Consider the following 19,789-nt stretch of genomic DNA (forward strand, 5'->3'; position numbering starts at 1 on the left):
GCCTCGAGCGCGCGTCGTCACTTCGACAGGACGAACGAGAGCTCGGTGACGTTGCCGGCGACGTCGACCACCTGCAGAGTGTTCTCCCCCACGACCGCACCGAAGACACCGGGCTTCACGAAGTTCAGGTCGCTCCACGCGTTGTCCGCGAGGTCCTTGACGACCCCGTTCACGGAGAGCCGGTCGATCTTGCCTTCGTCGAAGAGCTTGTAGCTCACGCGCTGGTAGCTGCCGTCGGTCTCGAACTTGGTGAATCGCGCGCCGTCCTTGATCGTGACGGTCGGCGAGGTGGTGTCGCGAGGCGCCGCCCGGTACTCCGTCGCCTCGCCCTTCAGCGCCTCGGTGATGCCCGAGAGATAGGCCGACTGATCGGTCGCGGTGAGGTTGTAGGCGACATAGACGCCGTAGCCGTCGGCGACCGTGCGGGTCGCGAAGTCCTCCGCCGTCGCGGCGCTCGTGTTCGAGAGGTCGATCGCCGCTGCCCCGAGTCGGGTGCGGTCCTCCAGCCCCGGAACGGTGGGCGCGTCATAGGTCGGGTAGTACGGGTTCCAGGCGTAGTCGAGCACGCCGGCCGCGTCGAACAGCGTGAAGTCGGTCGTCGTGTAGCTCGGACCGATTGCATACAGACTGATGATCTTGTCGGGTCCGAGACGGTCGCGCAGCGCCGTGGCCAGCCATCCGAACGACTGCGGGTTGGGCTGCGGGGTGCCGTTCGCCCCGTATTCGGTCCACTCGTCGTCGAAGTCGATGCCGTCGAGACCATAGGTCGTCACGGCGTCGGCGAGCTGCGCGGCGAACGCATCCGCCTGCGCATAGGAGGTGAAGTTCGCGAATCCCGCACCCTGATGGTTGCCGAGCACCGAGAGCAGCACCTTGGTGCCGTTCTCCTGCACCGGACGGATCTGCGTCTCGGCGTCGTCGAGCGTCTCGGTGACCCGCTCGTTGAAGTGCAGGTACGCCTTCTCGCCGTCGTAGTTGATGTTGGCGGCGAAGATCATGGCCATGTCGATGGCGGCGTCTCCGGACTCGGCAAGGGTGTAGTCGGCGACGTTGGCTAAATCGTTCGAGTTCACCTCGACGTACACGGCGAGCTGCGGGTCGACCGGCTCGGTCGTGTCGGCGGCGGCACCCGTGGTTCCGGCGAGCATGCCGGCAGCAGCGGTGGCGAGCACTCCGAGACCGGCGATGCCCTTTCGGAACCGGTGATTCCTGACGTTCTGGCTCATGACTGATCGTCTCCTTCGGCGTCGTTGTCGAATCCGGTCGCGCCGTCGCGACCTGTCGCCGACTATAGCGCTTAAGTGATGTGACGGGAAGGCAGAGAAGAAGGGGCGGATGCCGCAGCATCCGCCCCTTCTCGACCGCCTGGACCCCTCGCTCAGATGGTCACATCTCCGACGAGATTGACCTGGATGCCCATGCCCGCGAACATCGCGGCCTTCGCGATCAGCGCCTTGTCGGCCGTCTCGGCGTCGGGCGCGTAGACGAGCTGCGCGTGGTTGGCCTTGTGGCGGGCCATGAACTGGTCGCGCGAGATGCCGTGCAGCACGACGTGCGCGATCGGCCACTCCGGGTTCGTGGCATCCTTGCGTCGCTGCGTCTCCTCCGCAGGCAGCTCCACCACGGAGGCGCGGAAGATGTCGGCCTGCAGGATGCCGTCGGCGATGAACACGCGCGACAGCACGATCTCGCCCGGCTTCGAGACGCCGTTGATCGTGGCGCCGCCCGCAGGGAAGAAGACGTGACCCTGTCGCCAGCCCTCGGCGTTCTGCCATCCGCCGAGATGCGAGGCGGGCACCGAGCCCGAGATCTCGTAGACCCAGACGAACTCTCCGTCGAAGTCCTCGCCCCAGCGCACGTCGTGCAGGGTGTTGTCGGGCACCAGACCCATGGCGCGCCAGACGCGGTCGGTGACGAGGGCGTCGACCGCGACCCCTTCGTCAGCCTCGTTGAAGTGCGGGAAGGCCCGGCCGTCGTGCAGCACGCGCGAACCGTCGCGAGAGGTGACGGGAGGGCGCTCGGTCGAATTCAGGATGCCCTCGGCGAGGTCCGATGCAGGGACGAGGTCCTTCAGGCCCTGCTGGTACTGGATGCCGACAGCGTCGAGCCCGAAATCGTCGGCGATGCGGAGTGCGGCGATATACATCTTCAGCTGCCACTGCACCTGCTCACGGGTCAGCTCGGTGGCGGCATCCTCGCCGTAGCGGAAGGTCATGCCGGCGTCGATCAGCCAGTCGTAGGCGGCATCCGCCTCATCCTCGCCGACCTCGAGCATCTCGGCGTACAGCGCGGACTGCGAGAGGCGCTCCTTGTAGATGCCCGTCTGGTTGAGCAGCTCGTCGTCGAAGATCGCGTTGTACATGCCCATGCAGCCCTCGTCGAAGACGCCGATGATGGCCTTCTCGGCGCGCAGCTCGGCGGCGAGCGCCTCACCCAGCTGCTTCTCGGGGCTGTCCGGCAGCTCGGGCAGAGGACGCACATGCGAGGCGTCATGGGTGATCGACCCGGTCTCCGTCCACTCCCTGATGCCGCTCGTGAACCAGTCGTCGGTGAAGTCGACCGACCAGATCGTGGAATAGGGCTTGCCCATCTTGGTGAGGCCGGCGTTGAGGCCGAGGAGTCCGACCAGGCCGGGCCAGTCCCCGGCGAAGTTCGCGACCGTGAGGATCGGCCCCTCGTGGGTGCGCAGTCCTGCGAGCACGTGGTGCGAGTACTGCCACACGGCCTCGGCGACGATCAGCGGAGCATCCGTCGGGATGTTCTTGAAGACCTCGAGGCCCATGCGCTGGCTCGAGATGAAGCCGTGGCCGGTCTCGGGATCGACGTCGTTGGCTCGGACGACGCTCCAGCCGAGCTGTTCGAAGACGCCGGTGACGCCCGCTTCGAGTTCGACCTGCACGGGCCAGCCGCCCGTGTTCGCGGCTTCGCGCAGGTCGCCGGAGGCGATCAGGTACGCGGTCTTCGGCGCGGACACCGGTCGGGATGCCGTCGTCGGCAGGGTATAGGTCATGACTCGCGTCCTCCTTGATCGCACGTGTCCTGCAACTGTACGTGAAATCGGTTTCAGCACGCAAGCAGTAGGACAGAGCGTCGTCTGCGTCAGCGCGTGGCGGTCGCGCCCGCGCGGGCGGGCTGGACCTCGGCCGGCAGCACCACGGTGCGCGACGGACCACCGGCCCCACCGATGCGCTCGAGCAGCATCCGCGCCGCCCGGACTCCCATCTCGCGTGCCGGGAGGCGCACGACGGTCACCGCTGTGGGCGAGAGGGTGGTGAACGGCAGCGAGCCGATCACCGCCACGCCGACCCGCGGCGGGGTCAGGCCGTGCTCCGTCAGCACCTGGATCGCACCGACGCCGATCAGGTTGTTGCCCGCCACCACCGCGTCCGGCGGCTCCGGGAGCGCGAGCAGCTCTTCCATGGCGCCCCTGCCTCCGTCGACGCGGAAGGTCGCGAAGCGCAGCAGCTCATCGGCATCGACCTCGGGGGCGCGCGCCGCGAGCGCAGACCGCCAGCCGGCAGCGCGCTCTGCGGCCGTGTCGATCCCCTCCGGACCGCCGATGTACGCGACCCTCCGGAATCCGGCGGCGAGCAGCGCTTCGGTGGCCGATGCCCCGGCCTCGCGATTGGCCATGACCACACCGTCGACGTCGTAGACCGTATGCCGATCGACGGCGACGACGGGGCGCCCCGTGTCGAGGATGCCGTCGAGCCTCGTGCGTTCGGACGCGGGGGCGATGATCACGCCCGACATGTGCTCGGAGACCGCGATCTGGAGGTAGGTCGTCTCCTTCTCGGGCTGCGAGTCGGAGTTGCAGAGCACGACCGAGTATCCGGCCTCGGACGCGACGTCCTCGACGCCTCTGGCCATCTCGGTGAAGTAGGGGTTCTCGATGTCGGGGATCACCAGCCCGATGACCTCGGACCTCTGCCGCCGCAGATTGCGAGCCGTGCGGTTGGGCGTGAAACGCAGCTGCTCGGCGGCCCGGCGCACCGCCTCGACCTTCGCGGCGGAGACGCTGGTGCCGTTGAACACCCGCGAGACGGTGGCGGGCGAGACCTGCGCGAGTCGAGCGACATCGTAGATCGTGGCCATCGGCACACTGTAACCGGTTTCAGGTCGCCACGGAGAGTTCGTCTGCGCCGGCGCGTCAGTCGGCCAGCATCCGATCCCGCACCTGCCTGCGCAGGACCTTTCCGATGAGCGAGCGGGGCAGCTCGTCCACGACCGTGATGCGCTTGGGCACCTTGTAGGGCGTCAGCCGCGTGCGGCAGAAGTCGCGCAGCGCACCGGTGTCGAGCACAGCTCCCTCGCGGAGCACGACCGCAGCGGCGATCTCCTCTCCCCCGCTCGACCGCGGAAGGCCGACGACCGCGGCCGCGACCACGTCCGGGTGCGCTTCGAGCGCGTCCTCGACCTCGCTGGGCGACACGTTGAAGCCGCCCGTGATGATGAGCTCCTTGAGGCGGTCGACGATCGTGACGAAGCCGTCGACCGAGACCTCGGCGATGTCGCCTGTGCGCAGCCATCCGTCAGCCAGCAGGACATCGGCGGTGTCGCCGGGACGGCGCCAGTACCCCTGGAAGACCTGCGGGCCGCGGATGAGCAGCTCGCCTCGTTCGCCGACGGGCAGGTCGACGTCGGTGTCGGCGGGGTCGACGACGCGGATCTCGGTGCTCGGGAAGGGCACTCCGACCGTGCCAGGGCGCCTGCTCCTGCCCATCGGGTTGCCGAGCGCGACGGGCGAGCTCTCGGTCATGCCATAGCCCTCGACGAGCAGACCGCCGGTGGCCTCCTCCCACCGCTGCACTGTCGCGACGGGAAGGCTCATCGCCCCGGAGATGGCGAATCGGACGGTCGAGAGGTCGATGGTCCCCCGCGATGCGGCTCGGGCGAGCTGGTCATAGATCGGCGGGACCGCGGGCAGGAACGTGGGCGGACTGGTGCGGGCCGCCTTCGTGACCAGGCCGAGGTCGAACGTCGGGAAGAGCACCAGCTTCGCGCCGATGCTCATCGCGAAGGTCAGGCACAGCGTCATGCCGTAGGCGTGGAACAGCGGCAGCACGCCGTAGAACGTCTCCTCGCCGTCGACCAGACCGGGCACCCATGCCTGGCCCTGCATCGCGTTGGCGCGCAGGTTCGCGTGAGTGAGGATCGCGCCTTTGGGCGTGCCCGTGGTTCCGCTCGTGTACTGCAGCAGGGCGGTGTCGTCGAGCGTCGGGCCGGCGACCTTGCGCGAGAGCGGCCGATGGTCGACCAGCTTCCTCCAGGCCACTGCTCGCCGTGTCCGCGGGGTGGCCGTCAGCTTCGCGCGCGCCGCGCGCGCCTTCGGGATGGGCAGGCGCAGCAGCATCCGCTGAGCGGCGGGCATCGCCTCGGTGAGGTCGACGCTCACGATGTGCTCGACTCGCAGATCGGAGGGGAACTCGGCGATCGTGTCGACCGTCTTGTCCCAGACGATCGCGACCTTCGCTCCGTGATCCTCGAACTGGTGCCGCAGCTCCCTCGCCGTGTAGAGCGGGTTGTGCTCGACGACGATCGCTCCCAGGCGCAGCGCCGCGTAGAACGCCACGACGTGCTGCGGGCAGTTCGGCAGCACGAGGGCGACCCGGTCACCCTTGTGCACGCCCAGGCGCCTCAGCCCCTCGGCAGCGCGCGCGATCCGGTCGCCGAGCTCGCGGTAGGTCGTGACCGCACCGAAGAACTCGAGCGCCGGTCGACGAGCGAAAGCGGCGATGCTCGCCGACATCATCTCCGGCAGCGTCTGCGTCGGAGCGTCGATCTCGGCGGGCACACCGTCCGCGTAGGAGTCGAGCCATGGCCGGGATTCATACGGGGAGTCGGACATGGGTCCATCCTGCCCCGACCGGCTGTGAGCCGGCCCGCCCCACGCGGCGCGAGATGCGAGCGGCTAGCTGTGCGCCGCCACCACCTGCGCGACGGCGCGACGCTCGTCGTCCGTCGGTTCGGCGATCGCCATGCGGCAGTGGGTGTCGACCACATCGAGCACGCGGTAGGCCTCTTTCATCCGCGCCATGTCGCCGCCGATGAGCGACACGACATCGTCGACCGCGGCCTGAGCGACCGCGATGGCGTCGGCATCGCCGGAACGGCCGGCGTCGGCCAGGGCACGGAAGGGCTTCGGGGTGACCGAGGAGACGCCCGAGACGACACCCTGGGCACCCACCTGCACGGCCGCGATCAGGTCGCGGTCGGCGCCGGTGTAGAGGTCGAAGTCGGCGGGCACCGCGGCCCTGTAGGCGGCGATGTCGTCGAGCGACAGCTCGCTGATCTTCGCGCCCACGATGTTCGGCAGCGCGGCAAGCCGCGTCAGCAGCTCGACCGACACCGGATTCCCGCTGCGCGCGGGATAGATGTAGACGTAGAGACGACCGTCGCCGATCGCGCTCGACAGCGCCTCGTAGTACTCGAAGATCGACTCGTCCGTGGCCTTGAGGTAGTAAGGGGTGAGGGCGGCGAATTCGGTCGCACCCAGTCCCTTCGCGATCTCTACGAGACGCAGCGCCTCGAAGGTGCTCGGCTGGCCGACGTGCACGACGACGCGCATGCGGTCCTTCAGCTCGGCCAGCGCGGCCTCGACGATCGCCGCGAACTCGGTCGCGTCGACGGCAGGGAACTCGCCCGTGGTGCCGAGGACGAAGGCGCCCTCGTTGCCCGATTCGGCGACGAAGCGGAAGATCGCTCGCGATCCCTCGAGGTCGAGTGCGCCGTCGCTGTGGAAGGCTGTGGGCACGGCGGTGAGGATGTCGTAGCGGGTCACTTCTCGTTCTCCTTGGAGTTCTTGCGGGTCTTGCGCGGGCGCCTCGTGGCGGCCGGGACGCTGCGGACGGTCGATGTGAGCAGGTCGGGGTCGGCGGCGAGCTCGCCGTGCGCCTTCTCGATCTGCTCCCGGCTCTCGGCATCGAGGATCGAGTCCTCGAGTGAGCCGCGCTCGGCACGGGGTGTGCGGGCCGCGCGGATCGCCGGCATGACGATCGAGAGCACGGCGAGCGCGAGCAGCACGATCGCGATGGGACTGACGACCTCGAAGAACGGCCGCGTGGGCAGGATCGCCAGCGTGCGAGCCAGGTTCTCCTCGGCCAGGGGGCCGAGCAGCAGGCCGAGCACGATCGGCCCGGCCGGCACCTGCATCCGCTTGAGCAGCACTCCGATGACACCGAACACGAGCATCGTGACGACGGTCGACAGACTGTTCGAGGTGGCGTACGTGCCGATGATGCAGAAGATCAGGATGCCGCTCCACAGGTAGGGCTGCGGCACGTCGAGCAGCTTCACCATGCCCTTCATGCGCACGAGGCTCAGCCCGAGGGAGAGCAGGGTCGCGACGAGCATGATGCCCACGATCGAGACGACGAGGTCGGGGCGGTTGGTGAACAGCGTGGGTCCGGGGGTGATGCCCCAGATGATCATCGACCCGATCATCACCGCCATCACCGAGTCGCCGGGGATGCCGAGGGCCATCGTGGTCGTGAGGGAGCCGCCGAGCGTGGCGCTGGACGCGGTGTCGGACGCCGCGACGCCCTCGATCGAGCCCTTGCCGAACATCTCGGGGTGCTTCGATGCCTTGCGGGCTCGTTCCCATCCGATCAGACCGGCGATGTCGCCACCGGCTGCCGGGATGAGCCCGACCCCGAGACCGACGGCGCCGCCGACCGCGGTGGCTCGACCGCTCTGCTTCAGCTCGGCGCGATTCGGCCACCAGCGGCCGAGGCTCGAGATCGGTCGCACGTGCGACTTGCGATACGTGAGCAGCTGGTCGAAGAGCTCGGCGATGCCGAAGAGTCCGATGATCACGGCGATGAAGTTGACGCCCTCGACCAGCTCGAGCACTCCGAAGGTGAATCGCTGGTCCGCCGTGGCGGCATACGTTCCGACGGTGCCGAGCATCAGGCCGAAGAGACCGGCGAGGATGCCCTTGAGCATCGACTTCGACGAGATCCCGATCATGATCGCGATGCCGAACACGACGAGCGCGAACAGCTCGGGCGACTTGAAGTAGTCGCGGGCGAAGCTGGCGATCGGCACGGCGGCGACTGCGAAGAGCACGAGGGAGGCGAGGATGCCGACGGCCGAGACGATCGCCGAGATCGTCAGCGCGAGACCGGCTCGCCCCTGCTTCGCCATCGGATAGCCGTCGAGAGTCGTCGCGATCGACGCGGGAGTGCCGGGGGTGTTGATGAGGATCGACGGCACGCGGTCGCCGAAGTTCGCGGCGACGTAGATCGTCAGCAGCACCGCGAGGCCCTGCACGGGCTCCAGCGTGAGCGTGAATCCTGCGGCGAGAGCGACCGCCATGGTCGCGGTGATGCCGGGGAAGGCGCCGACCATGAAGCCGAGCAGCAGCCCGACGAGCATGTACAGCAGGATCGAGATGTCGAGGAGCGAGTTCAGCCCCTCCATGAGCGCGTTCACAGCGGGATCCTCAGGAGCATGCCGAACACCACGTAGACGAACGCGGTGACGGAGACGGAGTAGATGATCAGGCTCAGCCACCGGCGGTGCCCGTAGAGGAGCATGAGAGCGGCCATCAGCACGGCGGCGGCGATCGGGAAGACCTCGATGCGGTAGCCGAAGAGGATGACGGATCCGAGCGACCACACCGCGATGAAGGCCCCGGCGATCAGCAGGGTGGCGATGACGCGGACCACGCCGCCCGGCTGGATGCGGTCGAGGTCTTCGCGGCCGGGAGCGGGGCGGGTGATCGCCAGAGCCAGGATCACGAGCGAGACGACGACCGCCGCGACCGCGAGGACCATGGGCCAGAAGCGCGCGTCGATCTGTCCGGGCAGTGCCTCTCGGCGCAGCGGGATCTGCGTGGCCAGGAAGAGATAGCCGGCGCTGAACGCCAGGGCGACGGCGCCGAAGACGATCTCGAGCGGTCGCGAGGGCGGTGCTCCCTGGTGCGCGTCCTGCTCGATCGCAGGAGTGACATCGGCGTGGGACATGGTGCTCCTTCCCTGGTCTGACGTGCGGCGACGGACCGCGGGGCCGGCGTGCGGCCGACCCCGCAGTCGGAGCCGGTCAGCCCAGGAGGTCCTTGAACAGGTCGAACTGCTCGTTCACGAACGTCGTCCACTCGGCCGAGTCGCGGTAGACCACGAGGTTGCCGGCATCCTTCTGGAACTGCTGGTAGGTGTCGGACTCGACGGCCTCCTTGACGGCGGCCTCGAGCTCGCTCTTCACGTCATCCGGCAGACCCTTGGGGGCGTAGATGCCGCCCCAGCCGCCGAAGACCACGTCTTCGCCGATCGCCTCGTCGGCTGTCGGCACGTCCTCGGCGTCGGGGTGACGCTCGTCGTTGAGGACCGCGAGGATGCGCACGGCCTCGCCCTGCGCGAGAGCCTCGCCCAGGCCGGACACGGCGGCGACGGTCTCACCGGATGCGGCGGCGGCGACCGCCGTCGCTCCACCGTCGTAGGGAACCGGCGTGAACGCGGCGCCGGTCGCGTCGCCGAGGCCGATCGTCGCGGCCTCCCAGATGGAACCCGCGCCGGAGTTGGCGACGGTCACGGCGCCGGCCTCGGCCTGGGCGACCAGGTCTTCCAGAGTCTCGATGCCGCTGTTCGCGCCGACCGTGACGACACCGGGGGCGAGCATGATCTGGCCCAGCAGGTCGAAGTCCTCGGGCAGCACGTTCGCGCTCTGCGTGGTGTTGAGCATCGCGATCTCGACCGGGGCGAACCCGATGACGTAGCCGTCCGGATCCTGCGATCCGACGTACTCCATCGCGAGAGCACCTGCCGCACCCGGCATGTTCTCGGGGATCACGCTGACGCCGAGGATGCCCTCGAGCTCGGTCGCGAGGGCACGCGACGACAGGTCGGATCCACCGCCCGGGTTCGCCTGGATGATCAGACGGATGTCATTCTCGGGAAAGGCGGATTCCGCGTCTTCACCCTCTTCGACCTTCGTGCAGGCCGACAGGACGAGAGCGGTGGCGGCGACGGCCGCGAGAGCGGCGGCGGCCCGGGTGATGCGCTTGCGGGGCATCTTTGCTCCTCTACGTGGGTCGACCTTGTTGTCGACCCCCTGACCGTATCAGTGTTGACTGTTAACAGTCAACACTGATACCGGTATACAACTCTCCGCCACCGCCTGTCATCCGCGCCCCGGCAGGTGCGAGTATGAGAGCAGCTACGAGGGGAGCGGAGCAATGTTCGATGAACGCAGACGCCAGCAGGCACTGGAGGAACTCGGGATCCTGGACACACCACGGGATGAACGAGTGGATCGGGTCGCCAGGCTGGCTCAGCAGATGTTCGGTATGCCGATGGTGAGCGTCTCGCTCCTGGACGGCGACCGCCAGTGGCGCAAGTCGGAGATCGGACTCGGCGGGCGAGAGGCGCCCCGACAGGATTCGTTCTGCGACTACACGGTCGGCCAGGACCGCACGGTGGTGATCGAGGATGCCAGCGCGACCGAGAACTTCGCGGCGAATCCGTTCGTGGTCGGTGATCCGCACCTCCGGTTCTACGCCGGGCACCCGCTGCACGCACCCGGCGGCGAACCGGTGGGAACGCTGTGCGTCCTCGACACCGAGCCGCACACCTTCTCGGAGGCGCAGCGCGACCTGCTGCGCGACCTCGCCTTCTGGGTGCAGACCGAGCTCGCGGCCGACGCCGAGCTCGATCAGGCCACTCTGATCCAGAGCGCGCTGCGACCGCACTCGCTCCCCACCATCGCCGGCTACACGATCGCGGGCGGGGGCGCCTCGAGGGGCCGCCTGGCGGGTGACTTCTACGACCTCCGCCTCCACGGCGGCGCGCTGCGCATCACCCTCGCCGACGCGATGGGCAAGGGCACGGGTCCCGCCATCGTCGCCGCGGGGGTGCGCGCCTCACTGCGCACCGCTCCCGAGCGCAGCATCGCCGAGGCCGTCGCCGACGCCGACCGGCTGCTCGAGGAGGACCTCTCCGAGACGACGATGTTCGTGACGGCGGTCCACGCCGAGCTGCAGCCCGAGACCGGCGATCTCGAGGTGATCGACGCCGGGCACAGCCTCGCGTTCATCCTCCGAGCCGACGGCTCGTGGGAGCACCTTCGCTCGACCGGCCTCCCCCTGGGGATGGGCGCCGCCCTTCCGGACCAGGATGCTCGGGAGTCCCGGAGCACGCGCCTCGAACCCGGAGACGCCTTCGTGTGCTGCAGCGACGGCCTGCTCGACGTGCTCGACGCCGATGACCCGTTCGCCCACGTGGCCCGCGTGCTCGACGCGCTCGGTCCCGATGGGGCGATCAACGAGGCGCTGCAGCTCATCTCGGACGATCGAGCGACCGACGACATCACCGTGGTCGTGGTGCGGCGCGACGCATGACCGCCCGCTTCGCCGCGATCCGCATCATCGCGGTGCTGTCGGTGCTGCTCGGTGTGAACTACGTCGCGTGGCGCTGGCTCGAATCGGTGAACTGGTCGGCGTGGTGGATCGCCGTGCCCCTGGTGATCGCAGAGACCTACAGCCTGATCGACACCTTCCTCTTCTGTCTCACGATGTGGCGGGCCAAAGAGCGGCCGGCTCCCGTGTCGCCGCCTCAGGGCACGGTCGACGTGTTCATCGCGACGTACAACGAGCCGATCGAGCTCGTGATGACGACCGCGCGAGCCGCGCGCGGGATCGCCTATCCGCACACCACCTGGATCCTCGACGACGGTGCCCGACCCGAGCTCGAGCGGGCCGCCCGCGACGCCGACATCGGCTACCTCACCCGCTCCGACGACTGGATGGGCAAGCCCCGTCACGCGAAGGCGGGCAACCTCAACAGCGCGCTCTTCGAGACCGACGGGGAGTTCCTCCTCATCCTCGACGCGGATCAGATCCCCGATCCGCTGATCCTGCACCGCACGCTCGGGTACTTCGCCGACGACCCGGAGGTCGCCGTGGTGCAGACCCCGCAGTGGTTCGTCAACGTCGACGAGGCCGATCCGCTCGGCAGCCAGGCGCCGCTGTTCTATGGCCCGATCCAGCAGGGCAAGGACGGCTGGAACGCGGCGTTCTTCTGCGGATCGAACGCCGTGCTCCGTCGCGACGCCCTGATGCAGCTCGGCATCATCGGCTACGTGCGCGAGGTGACGGACACCGCGGCTCGCGCGCTGCGCACCTCCGAGACCCTGGTCGAGAAGGAGATGCGCTCGGCATCCGATCCCGAACTCCGTCGCGAGCTTTTCGCACTGCACGTGACGATCGGCCAGAGCCGTCGTGATCTCGCCGGCGGGGCGCCCGTGCGCGAGGTCGCCGACGCGGTGCTGGCTGCGGTGCACAACGCCTCGGTGATCCTGGTCGCCAAGGATCTCGCCGGCATCAGATCCGACCTCGCGGAGCTGGGCTCCCTGCCGATCGCCCACGATGCGCAGCTCGACGCGATCGTCGTCGACGAGGCGGGTCTGACGGCGCTCGCCCAGTCGGATCTGTCGCCGATCACTGCTCTCGACGCCGTACGAGCGCTGCTCGACGCTCTCCGCCTCGACCGCGGCGATGAGGCGCAGCCGATCCTTCCGCTCGCCACGATCTCGGTCACGGAGGACATGGCCACCGCGATGCAGCTGCACTCGCTCGGCTGGCGCAGCGTCTACCACCACGAGATCCTGGCGAAGGGCCTCGCGCCCGAGGATCTGCGGACCATGCTGACGCAGCGCCTGCGCTGGGCACAGGGCACGCTGCAGGTGATGCTGCGCGACAACCCGCTCGCGAAGCGCGGACTGTCGATCGGGCAGCGGCTGATGTACTTCGCCACGATGTGGAGCTATCTCTCGGGGTTCGCCGCCGTGATCTATCTCACGGCGCCGGTCGTCTACCTGGTGTTCGGCGTGCTTCCCGTGACCGCCTGGTCGGTCGACTTCTTCGTGCGGTTCCTGCCCTACTTCCTCGTCAACCAGCTGCTGTTCCTCGTGGTCGCCAAGGGGCTGAGAACCTGGCGCGGGCAGCAGTATTCGCTCGCGCTGTTCCCGGTCTGGATCCGCGCATGCTGGACGGCGTTCGCGAACGTGGTCTTCGGCCGCCCCCTGTCGTTCGCCGTGACGCGCAAGGACGGACGGGATCCGCGAGGAGTGCCGTGGCGCGAGATCTGGCCGCAGCTGACCGCGATGGTCGTGCTCAGCGTGGCGCTCGTGATCGGCATCACCCGCGTCGTCATCGGAACGGGCGACGGCACCGGCACCCTGGTCAACACGGTGTGGGTGCTGTACGACCTCGTCGTGCTCAGCGTCATCATCCAAGCCGCCCGCTACCGCGGACCGGCCCGAACCCTCGAGGAGGAGAACCATGGATCTCAGCACTGACATCAGGGACGGCTTCGCCGTGATCTCCCTGTCCGGACGCCTCACGGCGACGGGAGCACCGCTGCTCCGCAAGGCGGTGAACGACCTCGTGGCCGGAGGCGAGTCGAGAATCGTGATCGACATGGCCGACCTGCAGTTCGTCGATTCGTCGGGGCTGGGAGCCCTCGTCGGCGGTCTGAAGAGCGCCAGGGTCGCCGGCGGCGATCTGCGCATCGCAGCAGTGCCCGAGGCGGTGCGGACGGTGCTGCACCTGACGAATCTCGACCGCGTGCTGCTCGACCACCCGACACCCGAGACGGCGTTCGATGGGCGTTGAGGAGCGCCGGGCGCACGTCGCGGGCCTCGCCGGCCCCGCCTTCGTCGAGCACGTCCTCGACGCCCTGGACGCCCTCTGGGAGTCCGCCCCGCATGTGGCGCCCGAGGACCGCACGCTGTTCGCACTGGCGGTCAGCGAGGTGTCGACGAACATCGCCACGCACGCTGACGCGCAGGGCGAGCCGGATGTCGGCATCACCGTCGAGGTCGACATCGAGGTCGGCGCCGACGACCTCGTCGCGACCTTCGTCGACACGGCCGATCCGGCCAGGATCGACTGGGATGCGGTCACGATGCCCGGCGTCGACAGCGAGAGCGGACGCGGCCTCGCCCTGTCGAGCGCTGTGCTCGACGATTTCGAGCACAGCGGCGATGCGACCGGCAACACCTGGGTGCTGCGTCGTCGCCTGACGCCTCCCGCCTGATCCGGACGGAGATCTGTCGGAGACCGTCAGAGATCCGACGCGCAGGCGCCGTCAGGCGGGACGGTCGGCGAGCTCGCTGAGCATCCGGTCGCGTGCGCCGTCGAGGTGGGCCGTGAGCACCGCCGCAGCCTCGTCGGGGCTGCCGGAGCGCATCACCTCCATGAGCTTCATGTGGTCATCGGACGACTCGTGGAGGTCGTCGTCGTGATTGATGGTCACCTCGAGGAGCGACGCGAAGGTCGGCAGGTACTGACTCCACGCGCCCTGCAGACGCGGATGGTCGGCGAGGACGTAGATCTCGGAGTGGAACTCGAGGTCGGCGGCGACGAAGGCGGCGTGATCGCCCCTGTCTGCGGCCTGACTCATGCGATCGACCGCAGCCGCCATCGATGCCCAGCGCTCGTCGTCTTCCACTCTCATGGCGCGCGACAATGCGAGCTGCTCGAGGGCGCCGCGCAGACTGTAGAGCTGATCCACGTCGTCCTGCGAGAGCCCGGTGATGTACACGCCTCGAGGGCGCTGCACTTCGACGAGCTTCTCGAAGCTGAGCTGGGTGAGGGCGTCGCGGATCGGCCCCCTGCTCACCGAGAACTCCTCGGCGAGGGCCTCCTCGGTGATGCGCGCGCCGGGCGAGAGCTCGCCGCGCACGATGCGCTGACGCAGGACCTGCGCCACCTGCGCGCCGAGGGACTCTCCGCGCTTGACGGTCTGTGTCACGGTGACCTCCTGTTAACTGTTGACAGGATACACACCGACGGAGGAACGCCCCGTGGGGCGCTCCCCCGCACGCTCAGCTGAGCCAGGCGGGAACACGACCGCGCAGGAAGGCGCCGTCGAGCGAGAAGCGGCCCGCGCCGGTGAACGCGAGCGCGAGGGCCGCGACGCCGAGAACGGCGACGAACTCGTAGCCGCCCTCGCCGACCCAGAGGCCAGCCGGAAGGTGCACCGCGAACAGGGCCGCGATCATGTCGATCGCGAGCAGGATGCCGACGGGGCGCGTGAAGAGTCCCAGCGCCAGCAGGATGCCGCCGATCAGCTCGATGAAGGCGACGACCGGACCCGCGATCTCGGGCAGAGGGATGCCCATGCCTGCGAAGCTGCCGATGGTTCCAGGGAGGGTGTACTCGAAGATCTTCTGCGCTCCGTGAGCGGCGAAGACGGCGCCGACCACGACGCGGAGGACGAGCAGTCCCAGCGAGGCGGCGGCAGAGGGGCGGGTGGTGTTCGTCATGAGGAGGTGTTCCTTCGCGGCAGGACACCGCGCGCCAGGCGCGGAGCAGGGGCGATCCCTGCATCCACGCTATGAAGACGACTTTTCCGTCTCCTGTACGAGTCGCGGGGCAGACGCCCGCCCCGTTCTCTTCCGTAGACTCGCCGGATGGCATGATGCGCGATATACGGGAACATCGGGCACAGCCGGAAAGGGGCAGAGGCGAAGGTGAGGGCACGATCGGTGTTCGGCGTGCTGCGCCTGACGACAGCAGCCGTCTGCACCGTCGCCCTCGTGCACCGCCTCTTCTGGGGTCTGAGCTCGCGGACGATCGCCGGCGAGAACTTCTTCGCCTATCTCACCGTGCAGTCCAACTGCGCCCTCGTGGTCGTGCTGCTGATCGGCACGGTGCTCGCCTTCATCCGGGCGACGGACCCCCGCTGGTTCACCGTGGCTCTGGCCCTCGTGCTCACCTGGACCATCACGGCAGGGCTCGCCTTCGCGCTCATCGTCTGGCAGGCGGGTCTGCGCGGCATCCGCGTCGACGTGCCCTGGTCGGACCAGGTGCTGCACTTCTACCTGCCGGCCTGCACCGCCCTCGCCTGGGTGCTCACCCCCGGGCACCGCGGGGTGCCGTGGTGGGTGGTGCCGACGGCGCTCACCTTCCCGCTCGCCTGGGGCGGCGTCACCATGTGGCGCGGACCGTCGGTGGGCTGGTACCCGTATTACTTCCTCGACCCGCGGCAGGTGTCCGGCCCGCCCGAGTTCCTGATCACCAGCGCAGTGGCCCTGGCGATCTTCGCTCTCGTCGCGACGGTGATCGTGCTCGTCAGCAGGATGCGACGGCGCGGCCACGAGCGGCCGGAGGTCTGAGCACGCTCGAGCCGGCAGGATCAGGCTCGCGTGATCAGGCAGGGGGCGAGCAGGCTCGTGCGATCAGGCAGGGGCACTGAGGAAGGGCGCGAGCGAGGCGATCGCGGCCTCGACCGCCTTCTGGTCGTTCAGCTCGGCGAATGTGCCCGCCGCTTCTCCGCCGACGATGCCCACCACGACGTTCTCGCCGGTGGCCGGTGCGAGGTTGATCCACGTGCGGATCAGCGCATCGCCGCCGACCACATGCCAGAGCGTGGCGGCGGAGGCATCCGCTGCATCGGCGCCTTCCTCGGGCTCGGGCTCGGGCTCCGCCACGATCAACGGATCATCGAAGCGCAGCCACACCGTCTCGATGCGCCCCATGCCGAGTTCGGCGATCGCTCCGCGCTGACCGAAGGGCAGCGCGGGAGAGAACTGCAGACCCTCGCTCTTCAGCACACCGAGCGGCACCGTGATCAGCACGCGGTCGAACGACAGCGATTCGCCCGAGGCGATGCCGAGGCTGACTCCCGCTTCGTCGTAGGCGACGCGACTGACCGGCGACGAGAGGCTCAGCTTCGCACCCTCGAGCAGCCCCTCGATCGCCGGGGTGAGGTCGCCGAGTGGCGCCAGCATCTCGTCGACCGGCAGTCGCGGGGGGAACCACGTCGAGACATCGGACGCATCGGCGCCGGCACTGGCGGCCACCGAGGCGAGCAGTGCTGCCAGCCCCGGCTCCTCGAGGTCGGCACCCGCCGCCGCGAGCGCGTCGTCGAGAGACGCGTCGGTCAGGCCCTGCTGGGCAGTCGCTATGGCGGCCTGCACCGGCTCGATCGGCACCGGCTCGACGTCGCCGTCGGTCGACCGCCACAGCGAGCCGGTGACCGGAACCGTGCGGATGTCGAGGGCGTTGAGAGCGTCGAGCAGGACGTCGTCGGAGGACCCGAGCAGCCAGCCGCCCAGCTGAGCGGGGAACGGCCAGGCCTTGTCGTCGACCACGGACTGGACGCGTCCGCCGACGCGGTCGCGGGCCTCGAACACCGTGACCTGCAGCCCCTCGGCGACGAGGCGAGCTGCGGCGGCCGAACCCGCGAGTCCTGCACCGACGATCGCCACACGCTCACCGCTGTCGGCCGCGCGGAGGAGCTGATCGGCGGCCCGGTCTCCAGATCGGAGCGCAGCCGCGATCGTGCCCGGCGCGTCGACATCCGTCGCCTCGCCGGAGATGAACAGGCGGTCGTCGATCGGCTCGGCCAGCGCCTCGCGGGCACTCGCCTGCGTGCCGACGGGAGTGAAGCTCGCGGCGCCCAGCGCGAACGGGTCGGTCGTCCAGGAGCTGCGGGCGAACGCCGCGGGCGTGATCGACCCGGCGGTCGGCTTCGGAGTCGGCGAGCGATCGGGCGTGGGAGACGGCGCCGGCTCGGGCGTGCAGGAGGCCAGCAGGACTCCCAGGACACCGGCTCCGGCGCCGATCAGCAGTGTGCGACGCGTCATCCTCATCGTGTCGCAACGATACCGCGCGCGGGTGGACGACGCGTGCCGGCTGCACCCTGCGAGCCGCGAGCTGTCAGCCCCGGCCGCTGCCCGGATGCCAGAGCACGACCTCGGCCGATCGACGCATGCGGCGACCACTGGGCATCGGGATGACACCGGCGGATCCTGCTGCGAAGACGCGCATGCCCGGGCGGTTCTCACGCTCGGCGCGCAGAGCGGCGTCGAGTTCGGCGACGCGGCGGCGCAGCATCCGGTTCTCGTCTTCGAGGTCGAGAAGGCGTGCGATCGCAGGAAGGCTGACGCCTTCCGACGACAGCTGAGCGACTTCGCGGAGCTGCTCGATGTTGCGGGTCGAATATCGGCGTGAGCCGCCGGACGTCCGGCCGGGCACGACGAGCCCGATGCGGTCGTACTGGCGCAGGGTCTGCGGGTGCAGCCCCGAGAGCTGGGCGGCGACGGCGATCGCGAACACCGGGGTGTCGGCATCCATGTGCTGGTCAGCCATGTTCCCTCACCTCTTCCTCGGTGTTCGCGTTCGTCATCATCAGGTGCTGCGGTTCTCTAGCGGCGGGCCTTGGCCATCAGGTCGGCCCGCGGATTCTCCGAGGGCTCGAGCGCCTGGAACTTCTCCAGCGCCTCCCGAGCGGCTTCGTCGAGGTGCGACGGCACCGCGATCTGCAGCTCGGCGAGCAGGTCGCCGGTGCCCTTCGAGGTGGTGACCCCGCGCCCCTTGACGCGCAGAACGCGTCCGGACGGTGTACCGGGCGCGACACGGAGCTTGACCGTATCGCCGCTCAGAGTGGGAACCTCGATGGTCGCGCCGAGGGCGGCCTCCGTGAAGGTCACCGGCACGATGACGCGCAGGTTCAGCCCCTCACGGGTGAAGACGGGATGCGGTCGCACAGCGATCTGGACCACCACGTCGCCGCTCTCGCCGCCGTCGGGCGAGGGACGCCCGCGGCCGCGCAGCCGGATCTTCTGACCGTCGGCGACGCCCGCGGGGATCTTGACCTTGAACGGCTTGCCGTCTTCGCCCTGCAGGGTGATCGTCTCGCCCTGCACGGCCGTCACGAAGTCGAGCGTGGTGCGCGCCGTGACGTCGGCCCCCTTCTGGGGTCCGCCGAAACCGCGGTATCCGCCGGAGGTCTGCCCGAACCGACCGGAGCCGAACGAGCCGCCCTGACCCTGGTTGAACATCGCGAAGATGTCCTCGAAGTCGGCGGACTGCTGCTGCCCGCGCCCCTGCTGCCCGAACCGGCTGAAGACGTCTTCGAAGCCGCCCGCGCCCGCGCCGCTCGCCGTGAAGCGTGCGCCCGAGCCCATCGCGCGGATCTCGTCGTACTCCTTGCGCTGTTCGGCGTCAGAGAGCACGGAGTACGCCTCGCTGACCTCTTTGAACTTCGCCTCCGCCTTCTCATCACCCTGATTGGAATCGGGGTGATACTTGCGAGCGAGCTTGCGGTACGTCTTCTTGAGATCAGCGTCGCTGACGTCCTTCGTGACCCCGAGGGTCTTGTAGAAGTCCTTGTCGAACCAGTCCTGGCTAGCCATCGATCACCTACTCTGCGGGTACGGCGACGACGACCTTCGCGGGACGCAGCTCGACGTCACCGAGGCGGTAACCCACCTCGACGACCTCGAGCACCGTGGTCTTGTCGGCGCCCGGGGTGGGCTGCTGGAAGATCGCCTCGTGACGCTGCGGGTCGAATTCCTCGCCCTTCTCGCCGTACGAGACGACACCGAGACGCTCGACGACCGCGCGCACCTTGCCGGCGATGACGGCGAAGGGAGTCCCCTCGACCAGGTCACCGTGCTGCGCGGCGCGGTCGAGATCGTCGAGCACGGGGATGAGGCCCTTGGCGGCCTCGCCCTTCGCGCGCTCGATCTCGACCTGGCGCTGCTCTTCGGTGCGGCGGCGGTAGTTGGCGTATTCGGCCTGGAGGCGCTTGAGGTCGTTCAGCAGCGTCGACTCCAGGTCGGCGAGCACAGCGTCCTCTGCTGCGGCCTCGCCGGTCTGGGTGGCGCCGAGGATGTCATCGACCGTCAGATCGTCGGGGGCGCCGTCGACCGGCGTCTCGTCGGATCCTTCTGCGGCCGCGGCCTCGCGCGAGTCGGGATTCTGCGGCGCGGGGCCGGATGCCTGAGCATCCGACCCCTCGCTGCGAACCTCGTCGTCACCTTCGAAGTTCTTGTCCGTCAT

19 protein-coding genes are annotated in these 19,789 nt (G+C 69.0%); 5 read left to right on the forward strand and 14 right to left on the reverse strand.

Translation table 11 applies throughout. The features are described 5' to 3' along the window. Positions 1 to 17: 17 nt before the first annotated feature. The 8 genes from AKG07_RS18075 to AKG07_RS11440 form a co-directional block, all read right to left on the reverse strand. Positions 18 to 1,226, reverse strand: coding sequence for an endo-beta-N-acetylglucosaminidase H (locus tag AKG07_RS18075; protein WP_233277253.1), 1,209 nt, complete (start codon positions 1,224 to 1,226; stop codon positions 18 to 20). Positions 1,227 to 1,378: 152 nt separating this feature from the next. Then, the gene (locus AKG07_RS11410) at positions 1,379 to 3,010 is read right to left on the reverse strand and encodes a fucose isomerase (RefSeq protein ID WP_053098049.1); all 1,632 of its coding nucleotides are present in this window, start codon (positions 3,008 to 3,010) and stop codon (positions 1,379 to 1,381) included. 89 nt (positions 3,011 to 3,099) lie between these two features. After that, positions 3,100 to 4,095 (reverse strand): LacI family DNA-binding transcriptional regulator, encoded by a 996-nt coding sequence (locus AKG07_RS11415; RefSeq protein ID WP_053098050.1) that lies wholly within the window; start codon positions 4,093 to 4,095, stop codon positions 3,100 to 3,102. Between the two features lie 55 nt (positions 4,096 to 4,150). Next, positions 4,151 to 5,848, reverse strand: a complete 1,698-nt coding sequence (locus tag AKG07_RS11420) for a long-chain-fatty-acid--CoA ligase (protein WP_053098051.1) — start codon at positions 5,846 to 5,848, stop codon at positions 4,151 to 4,153. Positions 5,849 to 5,911: 63 nt separating this feature from the next. Then, entirely contained in the window at positions 5,912 to 6,781 is an 870-nt protein-coding gene (locus AKG07_RS11425) for a dihydrodipicolinate synthase family protein (RefSeq protein WP_053098052.1), read from the reverse strand. Then, on the reverse strand, positions 6,778 to 8,433 hold the full coding sequence (locus AKG07_RS11430) for a tripartite tricarboxylate transporter permease (protein WP_053098053.1): 1,656 nt from the start codon (positions 8,431 to 8,433) through the stop codon (positions 6,778 to 6,780). Before AKG07_RS11430 ends, AKG07_RS11425 begins: the two co-directional genes overlap by 4 nt. Then, entirely contained in the window at positions 8,430 to 8,966 is a 537-nt protein-coding gene (locus tag AKG07_RS11435; protein WP_053098054.1) for a tripartite tricarboxylate transporter TctB family protein, read from the reverse strand. The genes AKG07_RS11430 and AKG07_RS11435 overlap by 4 nt, the downstream gene beginning before the upstream one ends. A 76-nt stretch (positions 8,967 to 9,042) precedes the next feature. Beyond that, a complete protein-coding gene (locus AKG07_RS11440) occupies positions 9,043 to 10,011 on the reverse strand; it encodes a tripartite tricarboxylate transporter substrate binding protein (protein ID WP_053098055.1) in 969 nt (322 codons plus the stop codon). Positions 10,012 to 10,174: 163 nt separating this feature from the next. On the opposite strand from AKG07_RS11440, the gene AKG07_RS18225 reads away from it, so the two are divergent. From AKG07_RS18225 to AKG07_RS11460, 4 genes are read left to right on the forward strand one after another with little or no spacing between them, the layout of a single operon-like run. Continuing rightward, on the forward strand, positions 10,175 to 11,335 hold the full coding sequence (locus tag AKG07_RS18225) for a PP2C family protein-serine/threonine phosphatase (protein ID WP_072592050.1): 1,161 nt from the start codon (positions 10,175 to 10,177) through the stop codon (positions 11,333 to 11,335). Continuing rightward, positions 11,332 to 13,293, forward strand: coding sequence for a glycosyltransferase family 2 protein (locus AKG07_RS11450; protein ID WP_053098056.1), 1,962 nt, complete (start codon positions 11,332 to 11,334; stop codon positions 13,291 to 13,293). Before AKG07_RS18225 ends, AKG07_RS11450 begins: the two co-directional genes overlap by 4 nt. Next, positions 13,277 to 13,609 carry an STAS domain-containing protein gene (locus AKG07_RS11455; RefSeq protein ID WP_053098057.1) on the forward strand — a complete coding sequence of 111 codons (333 nt, stop codon included), beginning with the start codon at positions 13,277 to 13,279 and terminating at the stop codon, positions 13,607 to 13,609. Before AKG07_RS11450 ends, AKG07_RS11455 begins: the two co-directional genes overlap by 17 nt. Further along, positions 13,599 to 14,033: an ATP-binding protein gene (locus AKG07_RS11460; protein ID WP_053098058.1), complete on the forward strand. Its 435-nt coding sequence runs from the start codon at positions 13,599 to 13,601 to the stop codon at positions 14,031 to 14,033. The genes AKG07_RS11455 and AKG07_RS11460 overlap by 11 nt, the downstream gene beginning before the upstream one ends. 51 nt (positions 14,034 to 14,084) lie before the next feature. Here AKG07_RS11460 and AKG07_RS11465 read toward each other — a convergent pair whose 3' ends face one another. Continuing rightward, positions 14,085 to 14,750 carry a GntR family transcriptional regulator gene (locus tag AKG07_RS11465; protein WP_053098059.1) on the reverse strand — a complete coding sequence of 222 codons (666 nt, stop codon included), beginning with the start codon at positions 14,748 to 14,750 and terminating at the stop codon, positions 14,085 to 14,087. A 73-nt stretch (positions 14,751 to 14,823) separates the two neighbouring features. Then, on the reverse strand, positions 14,824 to 15,264 hold the full coding sequence (locus tag AKG07_RS11470; RefSeq protein ID WP_053098060.1) for a DoxX family protein: 441 nt from the start codon (positions 15,262 to 15,264) through the stop codon (positions 14,824 to 14,826). Positions 15,265 to 15,471: 207 nt separating this feature from the next. Between AKG07_RS11470 and AKG07_RS11475 the strand changes: the two genes are divergently transcribed. Then, on the forward strand, positions 15,472 to 16,116 hold the full coding sequence (locus AKG07_RS11475; protein ID WP_230100937.1) for a Pr6Pr family membrane protein: 645 nt from the start codon (positions 15,472 to 15,474) through the stop codon (positions 16,114 to 16,116). 63 nt (positions 16,117 to 16,179) lie between these two features. Here the strand turns inward: AKG07_RS11475 and AKG07_RS11480 are convergent, their stop codons facing one another. The 4 genes from AKG07_RS11480 to AKG07_RS11495 form a co-directional block, all read right to left on the reverse strand. Then, positions 16,180 to 17,589 (reverse strand): FAD-dependent oxidoreductase, encoded by a 1,410-nt coding sequence (locus AKG07_RS11480; protein ID WP_233277254.1) that lies wholly within the window; start codon positions 17,587 to 17,589, stop codon positions 16,180 to 16,182. A 73-nt stretch (positions 17,590 to 17,662) separates the two neighbouring features. Then, positions 17,663 to 18,094: a heat shock protein transcriptional repressor HspR gene (locus AKG07_RS11485; protein ID WP_053098063.1), complete on the reverse strand. Its 432-nt coding sequence runs from the start codon at positions 18,092 to 18,094 to the stop codon at positions 17,663 to 17,665. A 56-nt stretch (positions 18,095 to 18,150) separates the two neighbouring features. Continuing rightward, a complete protein-coding gene (locus tag AKG07_RS11490; RefSeq protein ID WP_053098064.1) occupies positions 18,151 to 19,140 on the reverse strand; it encodes a DnaJ C-terminal domain-containing protein in 990 nt (329 codons plus the stop codon). 7 nt (positions 19,141 to 19,147) lie between these two features. Beyond that, positions 19,148 to 19,789 (reverse strand): nucleotide exchange factor GrpE, encoded by a 642-nt coding sequence (locus AKG07_RS11495; protein ID WP_053098065.1) that lies wholly within the window; start codon positions 19,787 to 19,789, stop codon positions 19,148 to 19,150.

Origin of the sequence: Microbacterium sp. CGR1 (genome assembly GCF_001266755.1) — a bacterium.
In the GTDB taxonomy this organism is placed as follows: Bacteria; Actinomycetota; Actinomycetes; order Actinomycetales; family Microbacteriaceae; genus Microbacterium.